The organism is Streptomyces sp. NPDC041968 (assembly GCF_055589025.1).
In genome coordinates, this window is sequence record NZ_JBVJCB010000005.1 from 439,866 (window position 1) to 459,033 (window position 19,168).

Annotated in this window: 18 protein-coding genes and 1 pseudogene; 7 read left to right on the top strand and 12 right to left on the bottom strand. The window is 72.2% G+C overall.

Annotated features, from left to right (window positions below; all coding sequences use genetic code 11):
- Positions 1-42 precede the first annotated feature (42 nt).
- Positions 43-354 carry a CBS domain-containing protein gene (locus ACZ6EG_RS15745; RefSeq protein WP_391970116.1) on the top strand — a complete coding sequence of 104 codons (312 nt, stop codon included), beginning with the start codon at positions 43-45 and terminating at the stop codon, positions 352-354.
- 690 nt (positions 355-1,044) lie between these two features.
- On the opposite strand, the pseudogene ACZ6EG_RS15750 reads toward ACZ6EG_RS15745, so the two are convergent.
- From ACZ6EG_RS15750 to ACZ6EG_RS15775, 6 genes and pseudogenes are all read right to left on the bottom strand, one after another.
- Positions 1,045-1,476 (bottom strand): annotated as a pseudogene (locus tag ACZ6EG_RS15750) (hypothetical protein); the annotation flags it as partial.
- 321 nt (positions 1,477-1,797) lie between these two features.
- Positions 1,798-2,616 (bottom strand): ABC transporter permease, encoded by an 819-nt coding sequence (locus ACZ6EG_RS15755; protein ID WP_391970117.1) that lies wholly within the window; start codon positions 2,614-2,616, stop codon positions 1,798-1,800.
- A complete protein-coding gene (locus ACZ6EG_RS15760) occupies positions 2,613-3,605 on the bottom strand; it encodes an ATP-binding cassette domain-containing protein (protein ID WP_469604925.1) in 993 nt (330 codons plus the stop codon). The genes ACZ6EG_RS15755 and ACZ6EG_RS15760 overlap by 4 nt, the downstream gene beginning before the upstream one ends.
- Before the next feature lie 77 nt (positions 3,606-3,682).
- Positions 3,683-4,525: a DUF4097 family beta strand repeat-containing protein gene (locus tag ACZ6EG_RS15765; protein WP_469604928.1), complete on the bottom strand. Its 843-nt coding sequence runs from the start codon at positions 4,523-4,525 to the stop codon at positions 3,683-3,685.
- A 92-nt stretch (positions 4,526-4,617) separates the two neighbouring features.
- Positions 4,618-5,139 carry a hypothetical protein gene (locus ACZ6EG_RS15770; RefSeq protein WP_391972942.1) on the bottom strand — a complete coding sequence of 174 codons (522 nt, stop codon included), beginning with the start codon at positions 5,137-5,139 and terminating at the stop codon, positions 4,618-4,620.
- Between the two features lie 357 nt (positions 5,140-5,496).
- On the bottom strand, positions 5,497-6,330 hold the full coding sequence (locus ACZ6EG_RS15775) for a TrmH family RNA methyltransferase (protein WP_391972941.1): 834 nt from the start codon (positions 6,328-6,330) through the stop codon (positions 5,497-5,499).
- A gap of 186 nt (positions 6,331-6,516) precedes the next feature.
- Between ACZ6EG_RS15775 and ACZ6EG_RS15780 the strand changes: the two genes are divergently transcribed.
- Complete coding sequence (locus tag ACZ6EG_RS15780) at positions 6,517-6,996, top strand: DUF4396 domain-containing protein (protein WP_391972945.1); 480 nt, start codon at positions 6,517-6,519, stop codon at positions 6,994-6,996.
- Between the two features lie 76 nt (positions 6,997-7,072).
- Here ACZ6EG_RS15780 and ACZ6EG_RS15785 read toward each other — a convergent pair whose 3' ends face one another.
- The 4 genes from ACZ6EG_RS15785 to ACZ6EG_RS15800 form a co-directional block, all read right to left on the bottom strand.
- The gene (locus ACZ6EG_RS15785) at positions 7,073-8,527 is read right to left on the bottom strand and encodes a sensor histidine kinase (RefSeq protein WP_391972940.1); all 1,455 of its coding nucleotides are present in this window, start codon (positions 8,525-8,527) and stop codon (positions 7,073-7,075) included.
- Positions 8,528-9,259, bottom strand: a complete 732-nt coding sequence (locus ACZ6EG_RS15790; protein ID WP_391972939.1) for a response regulator transcription factor — start codon at positions 9,257-9,259, stop codon at positions 8,528-8,530.
- 61 nt (positions 9,260-9,320) lie between these two features.
- Positions 9,321-9,983, bottom strand: a complete 663-nt coding sequence (locus ACZ6EG_RS15795; RefSeq protein ID WP_469604934.1) for a CE1759 family FMN reductase — start codon at positions 9,981-9,983, stop codon at positions 9,321-9,323.
- Positions 9,980-11,098: an LLM class flavin-dependent oxidoreductase gene (locus tag ACZ6EG_RS15800; protein WP_391972937.1), complete on the bottom strand. Its 1,119-nt coding sequence runs from the start codon at positions 11,096-11,098 to the stop codon at positions 9,980-9,982. Before ACZ6EG_RS15800 ends, ACZ6EG_RS15795 begins: the two co-directional genes overlap by 4 nt.
- A 177-nt stretch (positions 11,099-11,275) precedes the next feature.
- Between ACZ6EG_RS15800 and ACZ6EG_RS15805 the strand changes: the two genes are divergently transcribed.
- Positions 11,276-11,614, top strand: a complete 339-nt coding sequence (locus ACZ6EG_RS15805; RefSeq protein ID WP_053135097.1) for a YnfA family protein — start codon at positions 11,276-11,278, stop codon at positions 11,612-11,614.
- A 78-nt stretch (positions 11,615-11,692) separates the two neighbouring features.
- Positions 11,693-12,472 carry an SDR family NAD(P)-dependent oxidoreductase gene (locus ACZ6EG_RS15810; RefSeq protein ID WP_391972936.1) on the top strand — a complete coding sequence of 260 codons (780 nt, stop codon included), beginning with the start codon at positions 11,693-11,695 and terminating at the stop codon, positions 12,470-12,472.
- Between the two features lie 19 nt (positions 12,473-12,491).
- On the opposite strand, the gene ACZ6EG_RS15815 is transcribed toward ACZ6EG_RS15810, so the two are convergent.
- Positions 12,492-13,685 carry an RtcB family protein gene (locus ACZ6EG_RS15815; RefSeq protein WP_391972935.1) on the bottom strand — a complete coding sequence of 398 codons (1,194 nt, stop codon included), beginning with the start codon at positions 13,683-13,685 and terminating at the stop codon, positions 12,492-12,494.
- Between the two features lie 201 nt (positions 13,686-13,886).
- Between ACZ6EG_RS15815 and ACZ6EG_RS15820 the strand changes: the two genes are divergently transcribed.
- The 3 genes from ACZ6EG_RS15820 to ACZ6EG_RS15830 all read left to right on the top strand — a co-directional run bounded on the left by ACZ6EG_RS15820 (position 13,887) and on the right by ACZ6EG_RS15830 (position 17,097).
- The gene (locus ACZ6EG_RS15820; RefSeq protein WP_469604939.1) at positions 13,887-14,756 is read left to right on the top strand and encodes a DUF3558 domain-containing protein; all 870 of its coding nucleotides are present in this window, start codon (positions 13,887-13,889) and stop codon (positions 14,754-14,756) included.
- 117 nt (positions 14,757-14,873) lie between these two features.
- Positions 14,874-15,731, top strand: a complete 858-nt coding sequence (locus tag ACZ6EG_RS15825; protein ID WP_391972933.1) for a DUF3558 family protein — start codon at positions 14,874-14,876, stop codon at positions 15,729-15,731.
- Between the two features lie 100 nt (positions 15,732-15,831).
- The gene (locus tag ACZ6EG_RS15830) at positions 15,832-17,097 is read left to right on the top strand and encodes a DUF2637 domain-containing protein (protein WP_391972932.1); all 1,266 of its coding nucleotides are present in this window, start codon (positions 15,832-15,834) and stop codon (positions 17,095-17,097) included.
- Between the two features lie 142 nt (positions 17,098-17,239).
- Here ACZ6EG_RS15830 and lysS read toward each other — a convergent pair whose 3' ends face one another.
- Complete coding sequence (gene lysS / locus ACZ6EG_RS15835) at positions 17,240-18,982, bottom strand: lysine--tRNA ligase (RefSeq protein ID WP_469604943.1); 1,743 nt, start codon at positions 18,980-18,982, stop codon at positions 17,240-17,242.
- Positions 18,983-19,168 lie beyond the last annotated feature (186 nt).

Sequence of the window (19,168 nt, forward strand, 5' to 3'; positions counted from 1 at the left end):
CCCGTGACCAGGAAGCCGGCCCACCCCCGCAGGAGGCACCCCTTGACGCTGGTCCAACCGCAGTTCCGCACGGCTCGCCCCCACCCCGCGCACGGCTGGGCGGCCGACCCCGCGGACGCGGGCGAGCCCCAGGTGTGGGAGGACATGACCGTGGAGGTGGCGCTGTCCGTGATGGCCGCCGCGCGTACGGGTCATCTGGTCGTACGCGACGAGGACGGCCTGTGCACCGGACTGGTCCACGGCGTCCGTCTCACGGCCGCGCGGGACAGCTCGGGGTACACGGACCGGATCCGCCTGCGGGACGTCGCCGACCTCATCGGTCCCTTCGCCCCGCGGGCCGCCACGGCGGCCTGAGCCGAGAAGCACGGTCAGGGCCCTACCGGCACGCCGGTAGGGCCCTTTCGCGTGCCGGGAAGCGAGCCGCGAAGCCCGACAAGCCTTCGCGGTCGGCGAAGGGATACCTCATCACCAGGCTCACTAAACCTGTACTCGCTGGAGTAGACATTCGGTCGCCACGTGGTTATGGTTTCTTTCGTAGTCGAGATCGAGCGAGGCCCGGCAGACACGAACTGCCGGGCAGCAGTACCCGCATGACGGTCCGGTGGTGGAGTTTCGAAGCCAGGGTTGTCGCAGGACGGCGACGGGACTGACGACCGGACCGGGTGGCCCGCAGTGATGAGGGGCCGCCGAGCAGTACCGCAGCACGAGCGGGACACCGTCCCGCGGACAGTTGGTTCAGAGGGAAGAACGGAGGAGTCGAGCGCCATCAGGATCGCCCGGGCGGATGGCACGAGGCCCGGGTACCGCAGGACATCGATAGGCAGGTGGTCTCCGGTCACGCATCCGCGATCCCCGCACCCCCGCGGCAGTACAGCGCGGCAGTGCGGAAACAGAAGGCCGGCGCAGCACTAGGGCCGGCAGATGGTGTTGCAGTTCCTTCGGGGCCTTGGTGTCGCACGACACCAAGGCCCCTCGACGTGCTCCGCCGGAGTGGCCGGAGACAGCGCGGTCCAGCGCCCCGGGCACACGGCACCCGTCACCCCCGGCCTTCGACCGGCCGCGCGCGAAGACCACCAGGCGCAGCACCGCGAAACGACCCACGCCGGCGAGGGCCGAGGCGGAGAGGTAGACGGCCTGCTCCAGCACCGGACCGGACGTCGCCACCACGCAGTGCAGGCCGAACATGGCGAGGCAGGTGACCGCGTACGCCGCCGCCGCCGAGCCGGCCGACTGCGCGTGCTCGCGCCAGGTCGCGCCGCGGCCCGCGCCGAAGGTGAAGCGGGCGTGCGACTCGGTGGCGAGGAGGGTGGACCCGGCGGTGATCAGAGCGTTGGCCAGGGCCCACGGCAGCCAGGAGGCGAGGGCCGCCACGGCGAAGCTCGAGGCGAGCCCGATCCCGCCGCCGCAGAGCACGAAGCGCGCGAAGGCGGCGCAGGTGCCGGGTGCCGTCTTCCGCGGGTGGTGCGCTGTGTCCATGATCCGCCCCCTGTTCACCTGGTCCGGTCCCCTCCGCGGACGCGTACCGGCCTCGTGGCCGGGGACGCATTCGCACTGGCACCATGATGGCACACGTGTGGCACCATTGCGACCCTTTTTGACGCCACTCACTGCCATCAGGCGCCACCGATGGCATCATCCTTCGACCGATGGCGACTCGCCCCAGGTCAGCGCCGTGGCATCGGACAAGCGTGCTAGGCACCAGACGCACGTACGGGGCGGCGTACGCCGACGCGGTGTCGGTGTACGCCGCCCCGGTGGGACGGGTGCCGGGCGGGCGAGGCCGGCCGGCGGTCCGGGTCAGTTCGGGTCGCGGTCGAAGGACGCCTTCGCCCAGAGGTAGCCCAGGCCGGTGAGGAGCAGGCACCAGGCGGCGGCGAGCCAGCCGTTGTGCCCGATCTCGGTGCCGAGCAGCAGTCCGCGCAGGGTCTCGATGGCCGGGGTGAACGGCTGGTACGCGGCGATCGGCTGGAACCAGCCCGGCATCGCGTCCACCGGGACGAAGGCGCTGGAGATGAACGGCAGGAAGATCAACGGCATGGCGTTGTTGCTGGCGGCCTCGGCGTTCGGGCTGACCAGGCCCATGCCGACCGCGATCCAGGTGAGCGCCAGGGTGACGGAGGCCAGCAGCCCGAGCGCCACGAGCCACTCCAGGACGGTGGCGTCCGTCGAACGGAAGCCGATGGCCACGGCCACGGCGCCGACGACGACCACGCTCGCCATCGCCTGAAGAACGCTGCCGACCACGTGCCCGACGAGCACCGACCCGCGATGGATGGCCATCGTGCGGAAGCGGGCGATGATGCCCTCGCTCATGTCCATGGCGACGGAGACCGCGGTGCCGATGGTGGTGGAGCCGATGGTCATCAGCAGCAACCCCGGCACCAGGTAGGCGACGTACTCGGACCGGTCGGCGCCGCCGTCGCCGATCCCCGCGCTCATCACGTCGCCGAAGACGTAGACGAAGAGCAGCAGGAGTACGACCGGCGTGAGCAGCAGGTTCAGCGTCAGGGACGGATAGCGCCGCGCGTGCAGGAGGTTGCGGCGCAGCATCGTGCCGGAGTCGCGCACGGCGAGGGAGAGCCGGGTCGGGCGGGCGACGGCCGGGGCGGCGTTCATCGGACGGTCTCCTTGGGCTGGTCGGTGGGGCCGGTCAGGGCGAAGAACACGTCGTCGAGGTCGGGGGTGTGCACGGTCAGCTCCTCGGCCTCGACGCCGGCCGCGTCGAGCCGGTCGAGGACGGCGCGCAGTGCGCGCTGGCTGCCGTCGGACGGGATCTGCAGCGTGAGCGCCTCGTCGTCGCGGGTGACCTCGCCCAGGGCGAGGGCGGCGCTCCGGTGGGCGGCGGGGTCGGTGAAGCGCAGGCGCACGTGGCCGCCGGGGACGAGCCGCTTCAGCTCCTCGGCGCTGCCTTCCGCGGCGATCCTGCCGCCGTTGAGCACGGCGATGCGGTCGGCGAGTTCGTCGGCCTCCTCCAGGTACTGGGTGGTGAGGAAGACCGTCACCCCGCCCGTGACCAGCTCGCGGATGATGCCCCACATGGTGTGGCGGCTCCGCGGGTCCAGGCCGGTGGTCGGCTCGTCGAGGAAGATGATCCGCGGGCCCCCGACCAGGGTCATCGCGATGTCCAGGCGGCGCTTCATGCCGCCGGAGTAGGTGGAGGCCGGCTTCTTCGCCGCCTCCCTCAGGTCGAACCGCTCCAGCAGCTCGGCGGTCACCCGGCGCCCCTCGGCCCTGGACAGGTGGTGCAGGTCGGCCATGAGGAGCATGTTCTCCTCGCCGGTGATCAGGCCGTCCACCGCGGAGAACTGCCCGGTGACCCCGATCGCGGCGCGGACGGCCTGGGGGTCGGCGGCGATGTCGTGGCCCGCGACCTGGGCCTGCCCGCCGTCGGCCGTGACGAGGGTGGAGAGGATCTTCACGGCGGTGGTCTTGCCGGCGCCGTTCGGGCCGAGCAGCGCGAAGACGGTTCCGGCGGGGATGTGCAGGTCGATGCCGTCGAGGACGGTCTTGTCGCCGTACGACTTGCGCAGACCGACGGCGGAGACGGCGGCCGGCGACGGGTGGCGACCGTCCCGCCTGGGCGTGGGCATGACAGATGAAGGCATGGAGCCCTCCCCTTCGAGGAGTGGGGCGACGGGATGACGGGACGACTGGGGCGGGGTGCGTGGGCGGGGCGGGTCCGTCAGACCTTGGCGCGGTGGACGTCGACGTTGCCGTACCGCGTGCGGGCGCGGATCTTGACGGTGTCCTCGGTCTGCCCGGGGCTGTCGGACGCGGTGAGCGTGTTGCGCACCCGCCCGGCGTCCGAGTGCGCGTCGAGCCAGGCGGCCGTGCCCTCGCGGATGCCGATCTCGATGGCACCGTAGGAGGTCTCCAGCCGCACCTCGCCGCGCGCCACCTCACCCACCCGCAGCGTGCCGTGGGCGGTGGTGGCGGTGAGCGAGCCCTCGGCGCGGGTGATGTCGATGTCGCCGTTGGCGTGGCTGACCCGCAGGTCTCCGAGGGCGGCGCCGACGGTCGTGGAGCCGTGCGAGTTCTTCAGGACCGCGGAGCCCTCCAGCAGGCCGACGCGCACGCTGCCGGAGCTGGTGGTGATCTCGGCCGTACCCTCCACGCGGTCCACGGTGACCGAGCCGTGGGAGGCGGCGAGCCGGAGCGGGCCGGTCGTGTCCAGGCGGACGTCACCGCCCGAGGTCTTCACCCGGACCTCGCCGAGCGGGCCCTCGCCGAGCACCTGGGTCCAGGAGCCGGTCGTGTCGATGTGCGAGCCCGCGGGCAGCTCGACCGTCACGTCGACGACGCCGGTCGGCCCGATGATGCGGCGGTCCTTCGTGCTGATGGTGAGGACGTCGTTCGCGAAGGAGATCTGGGTCTGCTCGGCGGCCCGTACGTCCTTGTCCCGTCCGGGGTCGCCGGGCCGCACCTCGACGACGGTGTCGAGCCGGTCGCCCGCGGTGAACCGGATGGAACCGGCGCCCACGTGGGCGTTGACCGCGATCGGTCCGGAGGTGTCGAAAGAAGGCATGGCTGTACCGTCCTCATGAGTCATGGGGGCGTCCCCGCTGGTGGGACGTGATGGGTTGCGGTGCTTCTTCGAGGTGCGGGCGGTGGCGCTCCCTAGCGCACCCAGCCCTGGAAGCTCTGCCCGACGGTGCGGGCCTTCTCCGTCGGGCGGGGCCCGGCGCCGCCCTCGACCGCGGCCGACACGGCGCGTACCAGCCAGGCGTTGACCGACAGCCCTTCGCGGTTCGCGGCCTCCTCGGCGCGCGTCTTGAGGTGGGCCGGCAGGCGCAGGTTCACACGGGCGGTGCCGCCCTCGTCGCCGTCGGCGGGCGGTGCCGGGACCCTGAGCGGTTCCGCGGGCACGGCGGGCTCGGCGGGGGCGCCGTCGTCGGTGGGCGGCGGCGTCACCACGAAGTCGGGGTCCAGCCCGCGCAGCCGTACGTCGACCGAGCCGGGGGCGAGTTCGCGGGTGATCTCGTCCATCGCGGCGGAGAGCACGTGCAGCATGGTCAGCCGGGTCGCCGATTCCAGCGGCGCGGTGAGCCTCTCGGCCAGCTCACGAGCCTCCTCGCCGCCGGCTTCGGCGGCCACCGCCAGTTCGCGGCGGAGGGTGTCGACATACGGGGTGAGGTCCATGACGCCATCATGGCACCACAGTGGCGCCATGCGCAAGCTCTCCTGGTACCCGCTCGCGATTCTCTTACGGGCACCGCTCCTACCTGCGGAAACGTGGAGCACGGAGTGTGAAGGGAGGAGTGACCGGCAGGTCCGTGGCCCCCTGCGGGCACAGGAGGGCGCCACTTGGTGCCACGTGACGCCAGGAGGGGTGGCAGGTGGCGCCAAGGAGCACGGCACGAGACCGGCCCGACCGACCGCGACGCCGGGCGATCCGACGACGGGCGGTCCGCCGGGCCGATGCGGTACGGGGACGCCGAGCGCCGCCCGCCGGCGGTGCGGTGGCCACCGGCGGTGCGGTGGCCGGCGCCGGGGACGTCAGGCGCGCCTCGCGGCGACGAGACGCTGCCGGTGCGCCTCGTAGAGCACGGCGGTCGCGGCGTTGGCGGCGTTCAGGGAACTCGCGGAACCGGTCATCGGGATGCTGACGGTGTGGTCGCACAGGTCCCGCCAGGCGCTGCTCAAGCCGGACGTCTCGTTGCCGACCAGCAGCAGCACCGGCTGGGTGAAGTCGAAGTCGAAGACCTCGCACTCGCCCTTCTCGTCCGTGCCGACCAGCACGATCGGCTGCCCCTCGGCGCGCCGCGCGGCGACCCAGTCCACGACGGTGCCGGGCGACCCCACCCGCACGGCCGGCAGGGCGAACAGGGAGCCGGTGCTGGCCCGCACCGACTTGGGGTCGTAGACGTCCGCGGCGTGCCCGGACACGACGAGCCCGCTCGCCCCGAAGGCGTCCGCGGACCGGATGATGCTGCCGATGTTCCCGGGACTCGTCGGCCGGTCGAACAGGACGCCCAGGAAATCGGTGTCGACGTGGAGCCGGTCCAGGTCGTCGGCCGGCATCTCGACGACCGCGACGAGCTCCGGCGCGCTCTCGTTCTTCTCCCCCAGCTCCGCCAGCAGCTCGGGCGCCATCGCCACCTGCTCGGCGTCGACCTCGCGCAGCAGCTCCCGCGCCCACGGGGACAGCTCCCGCCGGTCGTCGTGGATCAGCGCCTTGACGGGCCAGCCGTACCGCACCGCCAGCGAGATCGGACGCACCCCCTGGACCAGGAACTCCTTCGCACGCGTGCGCTTGTTCCGGTTGCCCAGCAGCGCCTCCCACTGCTGGAAACGGGCGTTGCGTGCGGTGATCCGCCGGCGTGTCGGCACCGGTCCTCCAAGTAGGGCGTCGTCGATCCGTATCCAGCGAGCCTACGGCCACCGGACGGACCTTCCGGAATACCCCCTGGGGGTATGGTGTTCTCGATCGCGTGGCTCGCCGGACCCCGCATGGGCACATGGACGGCGAACGGCGAACCGCACGCGACGTCGACCGGGCACGAGAAGGGGAGCGACATGGACCACGACGAGCGCCACGCACGGCACCCGCACGACGCGCACGGGGCGACCTGGGCCACGGCGGTCAGGGCGACGCTGCACTGCCTCACCGGGTGCGCCTTCGGCGAGATCCTCGGCATGGTCATCGGTACCGCCCTGATGTGGGGCAACGTGCCGACGATGGTCCTCGCGATCACCCTGGCCTTCGTCTTCGGCTACTCCTTCACGCTCGTCGCGGTGGTGCGCGCCGGAGTCTCCCTGAAGGCCGCCGTCAAGGTGGCGCTGGCCGCCGACACCGTCTCCATCGCGGTGATGGAACTGGTCGACAACGCCATCATCGCGCTGACGCCGGGGGCGATGGACGCGCACCTGTCGGACGGGCTGTTCTGGTCGGCGCTGCTCGGCGGGTTCGCCGTGGCGTTCGTGATCACCACGCCGGTCAACAAGTGGATGATCGGCCGGGGCAAGGGGCACGCCGTGGTCCACGCCCACCACTGACCGGGGCGACCACCCCGTAGCCCCCGCCGGCACACCGAGCCTGAGAACGCCCGGCCGGTGCGTCCGTCGCCAAGGGCTACCCCAGGCATCCGCCACCGCCACCGCCACCGTCGTCCCCGTCGTCCCCGAGCCCCGTGCCCACCGTGAACCCGATCACCGACCCGCCCCCGTCCCGCCGCACCGCGAACGGCGCTCCCCCGTGCGCCAGCGCCACCTCCCGGACGATGGACAGGCCGAGGCCCGAGCCGGGCCGGGAGCGGGCGGCGGCGGCCCGGTAGAAGCGGTCGAAGACACGGGCCAGGTCGGCGTCGGAGATGCCGGGGCCCCGGTCGCGGACCTCGATGCGGATCGTGCCCGGCCGGGCGGGCCCGGAGACGGCGATCTCGATGGGTCCGGTGCCGTCGGGATCGAACTTGGCGGCGTTCTCCACCAGGTTGGTGAGCGCCCGGGTGAGCAGGGCGGGCCGCCCGTCGGTCACCGTCGCGCCGCCGACCCGCACCGCGATCTCCCGCCCGGTACGGCGCCTGGCCTGGGCCGCCACGTCGTGCGCGATCCCGGCGAGGTCGACCCGCTGCGGGGGCTCGCCGGCGGACTGGCCGGCCGCCAGCTCGACCAGTTCGTTGACCAGGTCGGTCAGTTCCCGCGCCTCCTGGCCCAGGTCGGCGACCAGTTCCTCGCGGGCGTCCGGCGGGAGTTCGTCGATACGGCGCAGCAGCGAGATGTTGGTCCGCAGGGAGGTGAGCGGCGTCCGCAGTTCGTGGCCCGCGTCCTGGACCAGTCGCCGCTGGTCCTCCTCCGACTGGGCGAGGCGGCCCAGCATGAGGTCGAAGGCGCGGCCGAGGCGGCCCACCTCGTCGGGGCCGGTGACCGGCACCGGAACACCGAGCCGGCGGGTGCGGGCCACGTTCTCGGCGGCGGAGGTGAGGACCACCAGGCGCCGTGTGATGCGCCGGGCCAGCCACCAGCCGAACAGGCCCGCCGCGGTCACCACCGCGGCCATCAGGAGCAGCGTCCGGCGTTGCAGCGCCCGCAGCAGGTCCTCCGTGCCGCTGAACTCCTGCGCCACCTGCACGGCCCCCCGGCCGCCGCCGAGGGAGACGGTCGCCACCCGGAAGACGTCCCGGCCGACCCCCACGTCCTCGTGCTGCACCGTCCGCCCCGCGTCAGCGGCACCCGCGACCCGCCGGTCGGCGCCGGTGACCGGCAGCCGCGGGCCGGCCGGGTCGGAGATCCCGCCGTCCGGCCCGAGCACCTGCACGTCGGTGCGGGCCGGGCGCACGATGTCGTGGCCGGGCGCGGAGGAGGAGAAGTCGCCGGGCGACATCCGCCGCTCGCGCACCTCGGCCCGCAGGTCCTGCACGACCTGCGCGAAGACGGACTCCTGGTCGACCCGGACCAGCCGGGCCGCCGCGTTGTACGACAGCACACCGACGAGGAACGTGACCACGGCCGCGACCGTGGCGAACGACACCGCGAACGTCGTCCGCAGCGACAGCAGCCGGGGCCGGCGCCCGAGCGGAGAGGGGCCCACTCAATCCTCCCGCAGCACGTAACCCACCCCGCGCACGGTCTGGATCAGCCGCGGCGCGCCCGGCCGGTCGAGTTTGCGGCGCAGATAGCCGACGTAGACGGCGAGGTTCTTGGAGCCGGGCCCGAAGTCGTAGCCCCAGATCCGGTCGTAGATCGTGGAGTGGTCGAGCACGATGCCCGCGTTGCGGACCAGCAGCTCCAGCAGTCCGAACTCGGTGCGGGTCAGTTCCAGCTCGTCCCCGTCCCGCCAGGCGCGCCGGGCCCGCGGGTCCATGCGCAGCCCGGCCGCCTCCAGGTACCGGCCGTCCGTCCCGACCCGGTCGCCGTCGTCCTCGGGCACGTCGTCACCGCCCTCGGGCTCCGCGCGGTCCGTGCGGCGCAGCAGGGCGCGCAGCCGGGCGAAGACCTCCTCGACGTCGAAGGGCTTGACCACGTAGTCGTCGGCGCCCGCGTCCAGGCCCGCGATGCGGTCGGCTGTCTCCACCAGCGCCGTGAGCATCAGGATCGGCGTGGGGTCGCCCTCGGCGCGCAGCTCCCGGCAGACCTGGAGGCCGTCGGCGCCCGGCATCATCACGTCCAGCACCAGGACGTCCGGCCGGGCGCGGTGGGCTTCGGCCAGCGCTTCGACGCCGTCCGCGACCGCGGTGACCCGGTACCCCTCCAGGGTGAGGGCGCGCTCCAGCGCGTGCCGGATCGCGCGGTCGTCTTCGGCGAGCAGAACGGTCCGGGGCACGCGCCCAGTCTGCCAAGGGCGCGCGCCCCGCGACCGGACGGCCGGACTTCTCACCGAGATCTCACCCGGCGGGCCGCAGCGCGGCGAGCCGCTCCGCGAACGGCACGATCCCGTCGGCCTCCGTGACCGGCCCCCCGGCCGCCGCCGCGACCGCCGCCGTGTCCGCCCCCTGGGCCGCCTCCCCCGCCGGCCTCCCGGCCGTGGACAGCCCCGTCATCAGCGCCGCCAGCTGCCCGGCCGCCCGCTCGATCCGTCCGTCCAGCCCCTCGGCGCCCCAGTCCTCCGAGGCGGCGTACACGCCGGTGGGGACGACGACGGCCTTGAGGTAGGCGAAGAGCGGACGCAGCGCGTGCTCCAGGACCAGCGAGTGCCGGGCGGTGCCACCGGTCGCACCGATCAGGACCGGCTTTCCGGCGAGGGCGTCCTCCTCGGTCACGCTCAGCGCGTCGAAGAACGACTTGAACAGTCCGCTGTACGAGGCCGAGAACACCGGCGTGACCACGATCAGCCCGTCCGCCGCCGCGACCGCGTCGAAGGCGGCGGACAGCTGCCGGCCCGGGAAGCCGTTGGTGAAGGTGTGCGCGATCTCCACGGCGAGGTCGCGCAGCTCCACCACCTGGACCTCGGCCGGCGCCCGGTCCGCGGTGGCGGCGGCCAGGCGGTCGGCCAGCAGCCGGGTGGAGGAGGGGACGCTCAACCCCGCGGAGACGACGACGAGCTTCATGCCCGTACTCCTTCCTTGCTTTCCTTGCTTTCCTTGCCCTCCTTGCGGGCGGCGGCCAGCAGCGACGCGTGGTTCGGGGCGTCCGGCACGTCGGCCGGGCGGTTCTTGGCGAACTCCTTGCGCAGCACCGGCACGACCTCCTCGCCGAGCAGGTCGAGCTGCTCCAGAACGGTCTTCAGCGGCAGCCCGGCGTGGTCCATCAGGAAGAGCTGGCGCTGGTAGTCACCGGCGTAGTCGCGGAAGGCGAGGGTCTTCTCGATCACCTGCTGGGGCGAGCCCACCGTGAGCGGGGTCTGCTCGGTGAAGTCCTCCAGGGAGGGACCGTGCCCGTAGACCGGCGCGACGTCGAAGTACGGGCGGAACTCGCGCACCGCGTCCTGGCTGTTCCGCCGCATGAACACCTGCCCGCCGAGGCCGACGATCGCCTGCTCGGGCGTGCCGTGCCCGTAGTGGGCGTAACGGGCCCGGTACAGCTCGACCATGCGCTTGGTGTGGTCCGCGGGCCAGAAGATGTTGTTGTGGAAGAAGCCGTCGCCGTAGTACGCGGCCTGCTCGGCGATCTCCGGGGAGCGGATCGAGCCGTGCCAGACGAACGGTGCGACGCCGTCCAGCGGGCGGGGCGTGGAGGTGAAGCCCTGGAGCGGGGTGCGGAACTTGCCCTCCCAGTTCACGACGTCCTCGCGCCACAGGCGGTGCAGCAGGGCGTAGTTCTCCACGGCGAGGTTGATGCCCTCGCGGATGTCCTTGCCGAACCAGGGGTAGACCGGGCCGGTGTTGCCGCGGCCCATCATCAGGTCCACCCGGCCGTCGGCCAGGTGCTGGAGCATCGCGAAGTCCTCGGCGATCTTCACCGGGTCGTTGGTGGTGATGAGGGTGGTGGAGGTGGAGAGGATCAGCCGCTCGGTGCGGGCCGCGACGTAGCCGAGCATCGTGGTCGGCGACGAGGGCACGAAGGGCGGGTTGTGGTGCTCGCCGGTCGCGAAGACGTCGAGCCCGACCTCCTCGGCCTTCAGCGCGATGGCGACCATGGCCTTGATGCGCTCGCGTTCGGTCGGTGTACGCCCGGTGGTCGGGTCCGGCGTGACGTCGCCGACGGTGAAGATGCCGAACTGCATGGTCGCTCAACCTCCGAGTTGTTGACGGTTCAACTATACCGCCTCCAACGGTGGGGTCCCGGACGTTATTCCGGCCCGGCGCCCGGCCCCGGGGGACGCCCGGCCCCGGGGGACGACCGGCCCGAGTGGCGGACGCCCCCGCCGCCCGCGACGCGGCCCGCGTGCGAAGCTGCCCGCATGCTCGTCCTCCGCTCCGCCGCCCTGTTCGTCGTCGCCGCCCTGTTCGAGATCGGCGGCGCCTGGCTGGTCTGGCAGGGCGTGCGCGAACAGCGCGGCTGGCTCTGGGCGACCGGCGGCGTCCTCGCCCTCGGCGCGTACGGCTTCGTCGCCACCTTCCAGCCCGACGCCCACTTCGGCCGCATCCTCGCCGCGTACGGCGGGATCTTCGTGGCCGGTTCGATCCTGTGGGGCATGGTCGCGGACGGCTACCGCCCGGACCGCTGGGACGTGACGGGCGCGCTGGTCTGCCTCGCCGGGATGGCCGTGATCATGTGGGCGCCGCGCAACGGCGGCTGACTACGCTGGGCGGCGACCGTTCGTGACGTACCCGGGACGCGTCCCCGCGTCACCCGCATGACGAACCAGGAGCAGCCCATGGCCCCCGCAGCAGCCCCGTCCGCCGCCTCGCGCATCGCCGTCGTCACCGGTGCGAGCAGCGGCATCGGCGCCGCCACGGCCCGGCAGCTCGCCGCCGCCGGCTACCGCGTCGTCCTCACCGCCCGCCGCGAGGACCGCATCGAGGCGCTGGCCGAGGAGATCCGGGCGGCCGGCCACCAGGCGACGGCGTACCCGCTGGACGTCACCGACCGCGCGGCCGTCGACGAGTTCGCCACCGCCTTCAAGACGGTCGGCGTCCTCGTCAACAACGCGGGCGGCGCGCTCGGCGCCGACCCGGTCGCGACCGGCGACCCGGACGACTGGCGCCGCATGTACGAGACGAACGTCATCGGCACCCTGAACCTCACCCAGGCCCTGCTCCCCGCGCTGGAGGCGAGCGGCGACGGCACGGTGGTCGTCGTCTCCTCCACCGCCGGCTTCGCCACCTACGAGGGCGGCGCGGGCTACGTCGCCGCCAAGCACGCCGAACACGTCCTCGCCGAGACCCTCCGCCTGGAGATCGTCGGCCGCCCGGTCCGCGTCGTGGAGGTCGCGCCCGGCATGGTGAAGACCGAGGAGTTCGCCCTGACCCGCTTCAGCGGGGACGAGGACAAGGCGGCCAAGGTCTACCAGGGCGTCGCCGCCCCCCTGACCGCCGACGACGTCGCCGACACCATCACGTGGGCGGTCACCCGCCCCGCCCACGTCAACATCGACCTGCTGGTCGTCCGCCCCCGCGCCCAGGCCTCGAACACGAAGGTGCACCGGGAGGGCTGAGGCGGCGGCGCCCCGGGCGTCAGCCCTTCACGCAGACGACCTGCTTCAGCTTCGCCACGACCTCCACGAGGTCCCGCTGCTGCTCGATGACCTGGTCGATCGACTTGTAGGCGCCCGGGATCTCGTCCACGACGCCGGAGTCCTTGCGGCACTCCACGCCTCGCGTCTGCTCCTCCAGGTCCCTGGTGGAGAAGCGGCGCTTGGCGGCGTTGCGGCTCATGCGCCGACCCGCTCCGTGGGACGCGGAGTTGAAGGACTTGTCGTTGCCGAGGCCCTTGACGATGTACGAACCCGTCCCCATGGAGCCCGGGATGATCCCGTAGTCCCCCGAGCCCGCGCGGATCGCGCCTTTGCGGGTGACCAGCAGGTCCATGCCGTCGTACCGCTCCTCCGCCACGTAGTTGTGGTGGCAGGAGATCTCCCGCTCAAAGGCCGGCTTCGCCTTCTTGAACTCCTTGCGGACCACGTCCTTCAGGAGCGCCATCATGAGGGTGCGGTTGTACTTGGCGTACTCCTGCGCCCAGAACAGGTCATTGCGGTACGCCGCCATCTGCGGGGTGTCCGCGACGAACACCGCGAGGTCGCGGTCGACCAGCCCCTGGTTGTGCGGGAGCTTCTGGGCGACGCCGATGTGGTGCTCGGCCAGCTCCTTGCCGATGTTCCGGGAACCGGAGTGCAGCATCAGCCAGACAGAACCGGTCGTATCTGTGCATACTTCGACAAAATGATTCCCGGATCCGAGCGTTCCCATCTGCTTCCCGGCCCGCTCGTGACGGAACTTGACCGCTTCGGCGACCCCGTCGAACCGCCCCCAGAAGTCGTCCCACCCGCCGGTCGCCAGTCCGTGGAAGCGGCCCGGGTCGACGGGGCTGTCGTGCATCCCCCGGCCCACCGGGATGGCCTGCTCGATCTTCGACCGCAGCCGCGAGAGGTCACCGGGCAGGTCGTTCGCCGTCAGGGACGTCCGCACCGCCGACATCCCGCAGCCGATGTCCACGCCCACCGCGGCCGGGCACACCGCGTCCCGCATCGCGATCACGGAACCGACGGTCGCCCCCTTGCCGTAGTGCACGTCCGGCATGACGGCGAGGCCCTTGATCCACGGCAGGGTCGCGACATTGCGCAGCTGCTGGAGCGCCCCGTCCTCGACCGTCGCCGGGTCGGCCCACATCCGGATCGGCACCTTCGCGCCCGGCATCTCCACGTACGACATGACGTCCTCATTCCCCCGGAAAACATACAGAAGTCTCAAAGCGCAAAACCGGCGCCAAGGGCAGCCAAAAGGACGACTGACCGGCGTTCACGGCGGCTCGTGCGATACACATTGTCTTCTGGGGACGCCCCCGCGCGGCAAGCGAATAACCAGCGGGGACACTGGAGTACCGACCCACACACCGGCGAGAGGAGCCGTACCGTGCAGCGGAAGGCCTATGTACCCGGCATCGCCGCCGCCCTGGCGGCGTTGCTGGCCGGCTGCACCGGCGGCTCGGGCGACGGCGCCACGGCGGACGACTCCAATCCGGGCCGGCCCGGCGTCGCGACCGAGGCAGCCGAGCCCGGCAGGTACCGCACCCTCCCGGAACCGTGCGGCGCGGTGGGCGACAAGGCGCTCGACTCGCTGCTGCCCGGCATCCAGGAGATCACGGACGAGGAGCAGCGCGCGAAGGCGTACGCCGGCGAGGCGACCCTCGCGTACGACACCGACCGCAAGGTCGGCTGCCGTTGGAAGGTGGAGTCGGCCGACGCCACCAACCACCTCTTCGTCGACTTCGAGCGGGTGGTGTCGTACGACAACTCCGTGAGCGACGACAGTCAGGCCGAACAGCTCTTCGCGAAGCAGGTGGAGGCCGCCGACCTGCCCGAACCGGTCGTCTCCGAGTCCGAGTCGGGGCCGGGGTCGGAGCCGCCGTCGGCATCCGCGTCGGGGTCCGCGTCCTCCTCCGACACCGCGTCGCCCGGCACGTCCGCCACCACCCGGCCGTCCGGCTCCGCGTCGTCCACCGCCCCCTCGTCGAGCGCGTCCTCCGGTGCCACGCCCACCGACCTCCAGCCCCGGCTCCTCGACGACCTGGGCGACGAGGCGCTGGTCGACGACGAGCTGAGCAGCTCCGGTTCGACGGCGAAACGGCGCACGGTGACTGTGGCGTTCCGCACGTCGAACGTCGTGGTGACCATCGAGTACGCGGAGCAGTCGGCGATGCTCGGCGTCGTCCCCGACAGCGAGGAAATGCAGGACATGGCGCGGAAACTGGCCTCCCAGCTCGCGGACTCGCTGAGCGGTTGAGCCCGGCGGGGGCTCCCCCGTGCCCCCGGGTGAAGCCCTCGAAGAGGAGCCGCACACTTTCCCCACCGCGTACGGTGACCCCTCGGACCCGTTCCGACCGCAGGAACCACGAGTGCCATGAGTGAAGGAACCATGCAGCGACGAGCCCAGTGTGACCAGCGAGCGAAGCGACTCCCCCGTGTTGTCTGCGCGGCGGCCGCCGTCCCCCTGATGCTGGTGGCAGCCGGCTGCTCCTCGGACTCCGGCTCCGACGACGCCAAGGACAAGGCCGCGGACAAGCCGGCCGCGTCCACGAGCGCGAGCCCGTCCCCGACGGTGGAGGCGGCCGCGTACGCGAAGCTGCCCGAGCCCTGCTCGGTCCTGGCGAAGAAGACGCTGAAGGACCTGGTGCCCAAGGCCGATTCCGGCAAGGAGGGCGCGTCGAACGACACGGCGACGCGCGGCAGTTGCTCCTGGGACAGCCTCGACGACAACGGCGTGGACGGCTCCCAGTTCCGCTGGCTGAGCGTGTCGATGCTGCGCTTCGACTCGGACGCCGCGCGCGGTGCGGGCGACGAGCTGGCGCACGACTACTACACGAAGCAGCTCCAGGACGCCCAGACCGCCGAGGGCGCCAAGAGCATGAAGACCACGCCGGTGAACGGCACGGGCGACGAGGCGTCGGTCGTGCGGTACGACCTGAAGAAGAAGGAAGGCACCTTCAAGCAGCAGACGGTCGTGACACGCGTCGAGAACGTCGTCGTGACCGTCGACTTCAACGGTGCGGGCCTGGCCGGCGACGACACCCCCGACGCCGACGACCTGGTCAAGGACGCCCAGAAGGCGGCCAAGGAAGCGGTCGCGGCGGTGGCGAAGGCCAACGGCGGTGCCGCGACGCCCTCCAAGTCCGCCTCGGGCTCGGGCTCCGGGTCGGAGTCGAAGGCGCCGTCGAAGGGTTCCGAGACGTCGTCCAAGGCCCCGGCCAAGGCGTCGTAGAGGACGAGCCGACGGGCCGTACCGACCACCGGCCACCCGTTCCCCGCACACATGTGCCACTCTGTTGCGCGCAACAACAGGCACTGGGAGGGGAGTACGGGTGGCCGCGCCACTAGAGCTGACCCGGACGCATCGCGTTCTCATCGGCATGGTCGTCTTCGGTGCCGTCATCATCGCCGGGATCGGCTTCGCCGGTTCGTACGCGGCGGTGCGGGAACTGGCCCTGCAGAAGGGCTTCGGGAACTTCAGCTACGTCTTCCCCATCGGCATCGACGCGGGCATCTGCGTCCTGCTGGCCCTGGACCTGCTGCTGACCTGGATCCGCATCCCGTTCCCGCTGCTGCGCCAGACCGCGTGGCTGCTGACGGCGGCGACGATCGCCTTCAACGGCGCCGCCGCCTGGCCCGACCCGCTCGGCGTCGGTATGCACGGCGTGATCCCCATCCTGTTCGTGGTGTCCGTCGAGGCCGCCCGGCACGCGATCGGCCGGATCGCCGACATCACCGCCGACAAGCACATGGAGGGCGTCCGCCTCACCCGCTGGCTGCTCTCGCCGGGGCCGACCTTCCTGCTCTGGCGCCGCATGAAGCTGTGGGAGCTGCGCTCCTACGAGCAGGTGATCAAGCTGGAGCAGGAGCGGCTGGTCTACCAGGCCCGGCTGCGCTCCCGCTTCGGGCGCGGCTGGCGCCGCAAGGCCCCGGTGGAGTCCCTGATGCCGCTGCGCCTGGCCCGCTACGGCGTCCCCCTGTCCCAGACCGCCCCGGCGGGCCTCGCCGCGGCGGGCATCGAGCCGGCCCTGCTGCCCCCGGCGCCCCGGCCCGAGGAGACGGGCCCGCAGGCGGCCCCCGCGGCGGAACAGCGTCCCGAACTGGCCGGCGCCCAGCCGCAGGAGCGGGAGCCCGGGCCGGACGCGCCCACCGAGGACCGCAACCCGTGGCTGCACGCCCGGGACCCGCAGACCGTGGAGTACCACGGCGGCTACGACCCGGACTTCGACCCCGAGCAGTACGCCCACTGGGCGGAGGAGCAGCGGCAGGCCGAGCAGTACCGGGAGCAGTTCGAGGAGGAGCCGCCGCCGCAGGAGCCGTCCCCCGAGGAGACCGGCAGCTTCCCGATCCCGGTGGGCCCGACCCGCACGCGCGAGCTGGGCGAGGGCGGCGGCACGGCCGAGCCGCCGCCGACGCCGGAGGACTACTACACCGTCTTCCGGAAGTCGATCGACGGCAGCTACCCCACGGCCGCCCAGTTCCGGGACGACGTGGAGGCGACCTTCGGCGTGCCGCTCGCTCCGCGGGAGGCCGACCGGATGGTGAAGGTCTTCAGCGAACGCCACACGCGGGAGCTCCAGGAGGAGCACATCGCGTAACCGCGGGCGCCTCGCGCCCGCAGCGCACCACGCGACCGGCAGACGCCTCGCGCAGACCCAGGCGCAGCCCCCGGGCGCACCGCGCCCGGCGGGCGAAAGGGGCCCTCCGTCGGCGGAGGGCCCCTTTCGCCGTGGCGCCTGCCTACTCCCCGAGCAGGGTCCGCACCCGCTCCTGCCCCACCGCCAGCAGCAGCGTGGGCAGCCGCGGGCCGGTGTCGCGGCCGACGAGCAGGTGGTAGAGCAGCGCGAAGAAGGACCGCTGGGCGGCCTTGATCTCCGCCGGCAGCTCCTTGGGCGTGGCGTCGGCGGAGAAGCCCGCCTGGACCTTGGGCACGCCATAGACGAGGTGGGTGAGCCCGTCCAGCGACCAGTGCTCGGCGAGCCCGTCGAGCAGCAGCCGCAGCGACTGCCGGCCCTGCTCGTCGAGGGACTTCAGCAGCTCGGCGTCGGGCTCCCCGCGCACGATGGTCCGCTGGTCGGCGGGGACGTGGGTGTTGATCCACGCCTCGGCCTTGTCGTACCGGGGCCGGGCCTCCGCGAGCGTCCCCAGCGGGTCGGCCGGGTCCAGCTCGCTGAGGATGCGCAGCGCCTGGTCCTCGTGTCCGGCGGTGATGTCGGCCACGGACGCCAGCGTCCGGTACGGCAGCGGCCTGGGCGTGCGCGGCAGCTCACCGGCGGCCGTGCGGACGGCGCGCGCGTGGGCGGCCACGTCGGCGGGCAGGGCGGTGCCGTCGGCGACCTTGGCGTCGAGGCGGTCCCACTCGTCGTAGAGGCGCTGGATCTCCTGGTCGAAGGCGATCTTGAAGGACTGGTTGGGCCGGCGGCGGGCGTACAGCCAGCGCAGCAGCTGCGGCTCCATGATCTGGAGCGCGTCGGCCGGGGTGGGCACCCCGCCCTTCGACGAGGACATCTTCGCCATGCCGCTGATGCCGACGAACGCGTACATCGGCCCGATCGGCTGCTCACCGCCGAAGATGCCGACGATCTGCCCGCCGACCTGGAACGACGACCCGGGCGACGAGTGGTCCACGCCACTGGGCTCGAAGATCACGCCCTCGTAGGCCCAGCGCATCGGCCAGTCGACCTTCCAGACCAGCTTGCCGCGGTTGAACTCGCTGAGCCGGACCGTCTCGGAGAAGCCGCACGCGGTGCAGGCGTAGGTCAGCTCGGTCGAGTCGTCGTCGTAGGCGGTGACCGTCGTCAGGTCCTTCTCGCAGTTGCCGCAGTACGGCTTGTACGGGAAGTACCCGGCGGAGCCGGAGCTGCCGTCGTCCTCGGCGGCGGCGCCGGAGCCCTCGGCGGCCTCCAGCTCGGCCTCGTCGACCGGCTTCTGCTGCTGCTTCTTCGGCGCGGCCTTCTTCGTCCGGTACTGGTCGAGGATCGCGTCGATGTCCTGCCGGTGCCGCATGGCGTGCAGGACCTGCTCGCGGTAGACACCGGAGGTGTACTGCTCGGTCTGGCTGATCCCGTCGAACTCGACGCCCATCTCGGCGAGCGAGGCGACCATCGCGGCCTTGAAGTGCTCGGCCCAGTTCGGGTGCGAGGAGCCCTTCGGCGCGGGGACGGAGGTGAGGGGCTTGCCGATGTGCTCGGCCCACGACTCGTCCACCCCGGCGACGCCGGCCGGCACCTTGCGGTAGCGGTCGTAGTCGTCCCAGGAGATCAGGTGCCGGACCTGGTGGCCCCGGCGGCGCACCTCGTCGGCGACCAGGTGCGGGGTCATGACCTCGCGCAGGTTGCCGAGGTGGATGGGGCCGGACGGAGAGAGTCCGGACGCGACGACGACGGGTTTGCCCGGTGCACGGCGCTCCGACTCGGCGATGACCTCGTCCGCGAAACGGGAGACCCAGTCGGTGGTCTCTGTGCTCTGAGCCACGATCGGCACGTCCTCTTCCCTGGTTCCCTGGAATTCCCAGGACTTCTGCTGAGCAGCCGGTACGGTCGCACGGCTGACCGCTCCATTCTCCCAGCCCGGCCCGCATCCGCGAAAACGGCTTTTCACCGCGTGGGATACTCGGGTTCCGTAGCTAAAGACAGCCTCACTCCCGGAACCCCGAGCAGAACGGCGAAC

What these genes read in the sequence shown, in the direction of transcription:
- ACZ6EG_RS15770 (WP_391972942.1), bottom strand. Translation starts at nt 5,139, where the DNA reads ATGGACCTCACCCCGTATGTCGACACCCTCCGCCGCGAACTGGCGGTG.
- ACZ6EG_RS15795 (WP_469604934.1), bottom strand. Translation starts at nt 9,983, where the DNA reads ATGAAGCTCGTCGTCGTCTCCGCGGGGTTGAGCGTCCCCTCCTCCACC.
- ACZ6EG_RS15825 (WP_391972933.1), top strand. Translation starts at nt 14,874, where the DNA reads ATGAGTGAAGGAACCATGCAGCGACGAGCCCAGTGTGACCAGCGAGCG.
- ACZ6EG_RS15780 (WP_391972945.1), top strand. Translation starts at nt 6,517, where the DNA reads ATGGACCACGACGAGCGCCACGCACGGCACCCGCACGACGCGCACGGG.
- ACZ6EG_RS15760 (WP_469604925.1), bottom strand. Translation starts at nt 3,605, where the DNA reads ATGCCTTCATCTGTCATGCCCACGCCCAGGCGGGACGGTCGCCACCCG.
- ACZ6EG_RS15805 (WP_053135097.1), top strand. Translation starts at nt 11,276, where the DNA reads ATGCTCGTCCTCCGCTCCGCCGCCCTGTTCGTCGTCGCCGCCCTGTTC.
- ACZ6EG_RS15800 (WP_391972937.1), bottom strand. Translation starts at nt 11,098, where the DNA reads ATGCAGTTCGGCATCTTCACCGTCGGCGACGTCACGCCGGACCCGACC.
- ACZ6EG_RS15815 (WP_391972935.1), bottom strand. Translation starts at nt 13,685, where the DNA reads ATGTCGTACGTGGAGATGCCGGGCGCGAAGGTGCCGATCCGGATGTGG.
- ACZ6EG_RS15755 (WP_391970117.1), bottom strand. Translation starts at nt 2,616, where the DNA reads ATGAACGCCGCCCCGGCCGTCGCCCGCCCGACCCGGCTCTCCCTCGCC.
- ACZ6EG_RS15810 (WP_391972936.1), top strand. Translation starts at nt 11,693, where the DNA reads ATGGCCCCCGCAGCAGCCCCGTCCGCCGCCTCGCGCATCGCCGTCGTC.
- ACZ6EG_RS15765 (WP_469604928.1), bottom strand. Translation starts at nt 4,525, where the DNA reads ATGCCTTCTTTCGACACCTCCGGACCGATCGCGGTCAACGCCCACGTG.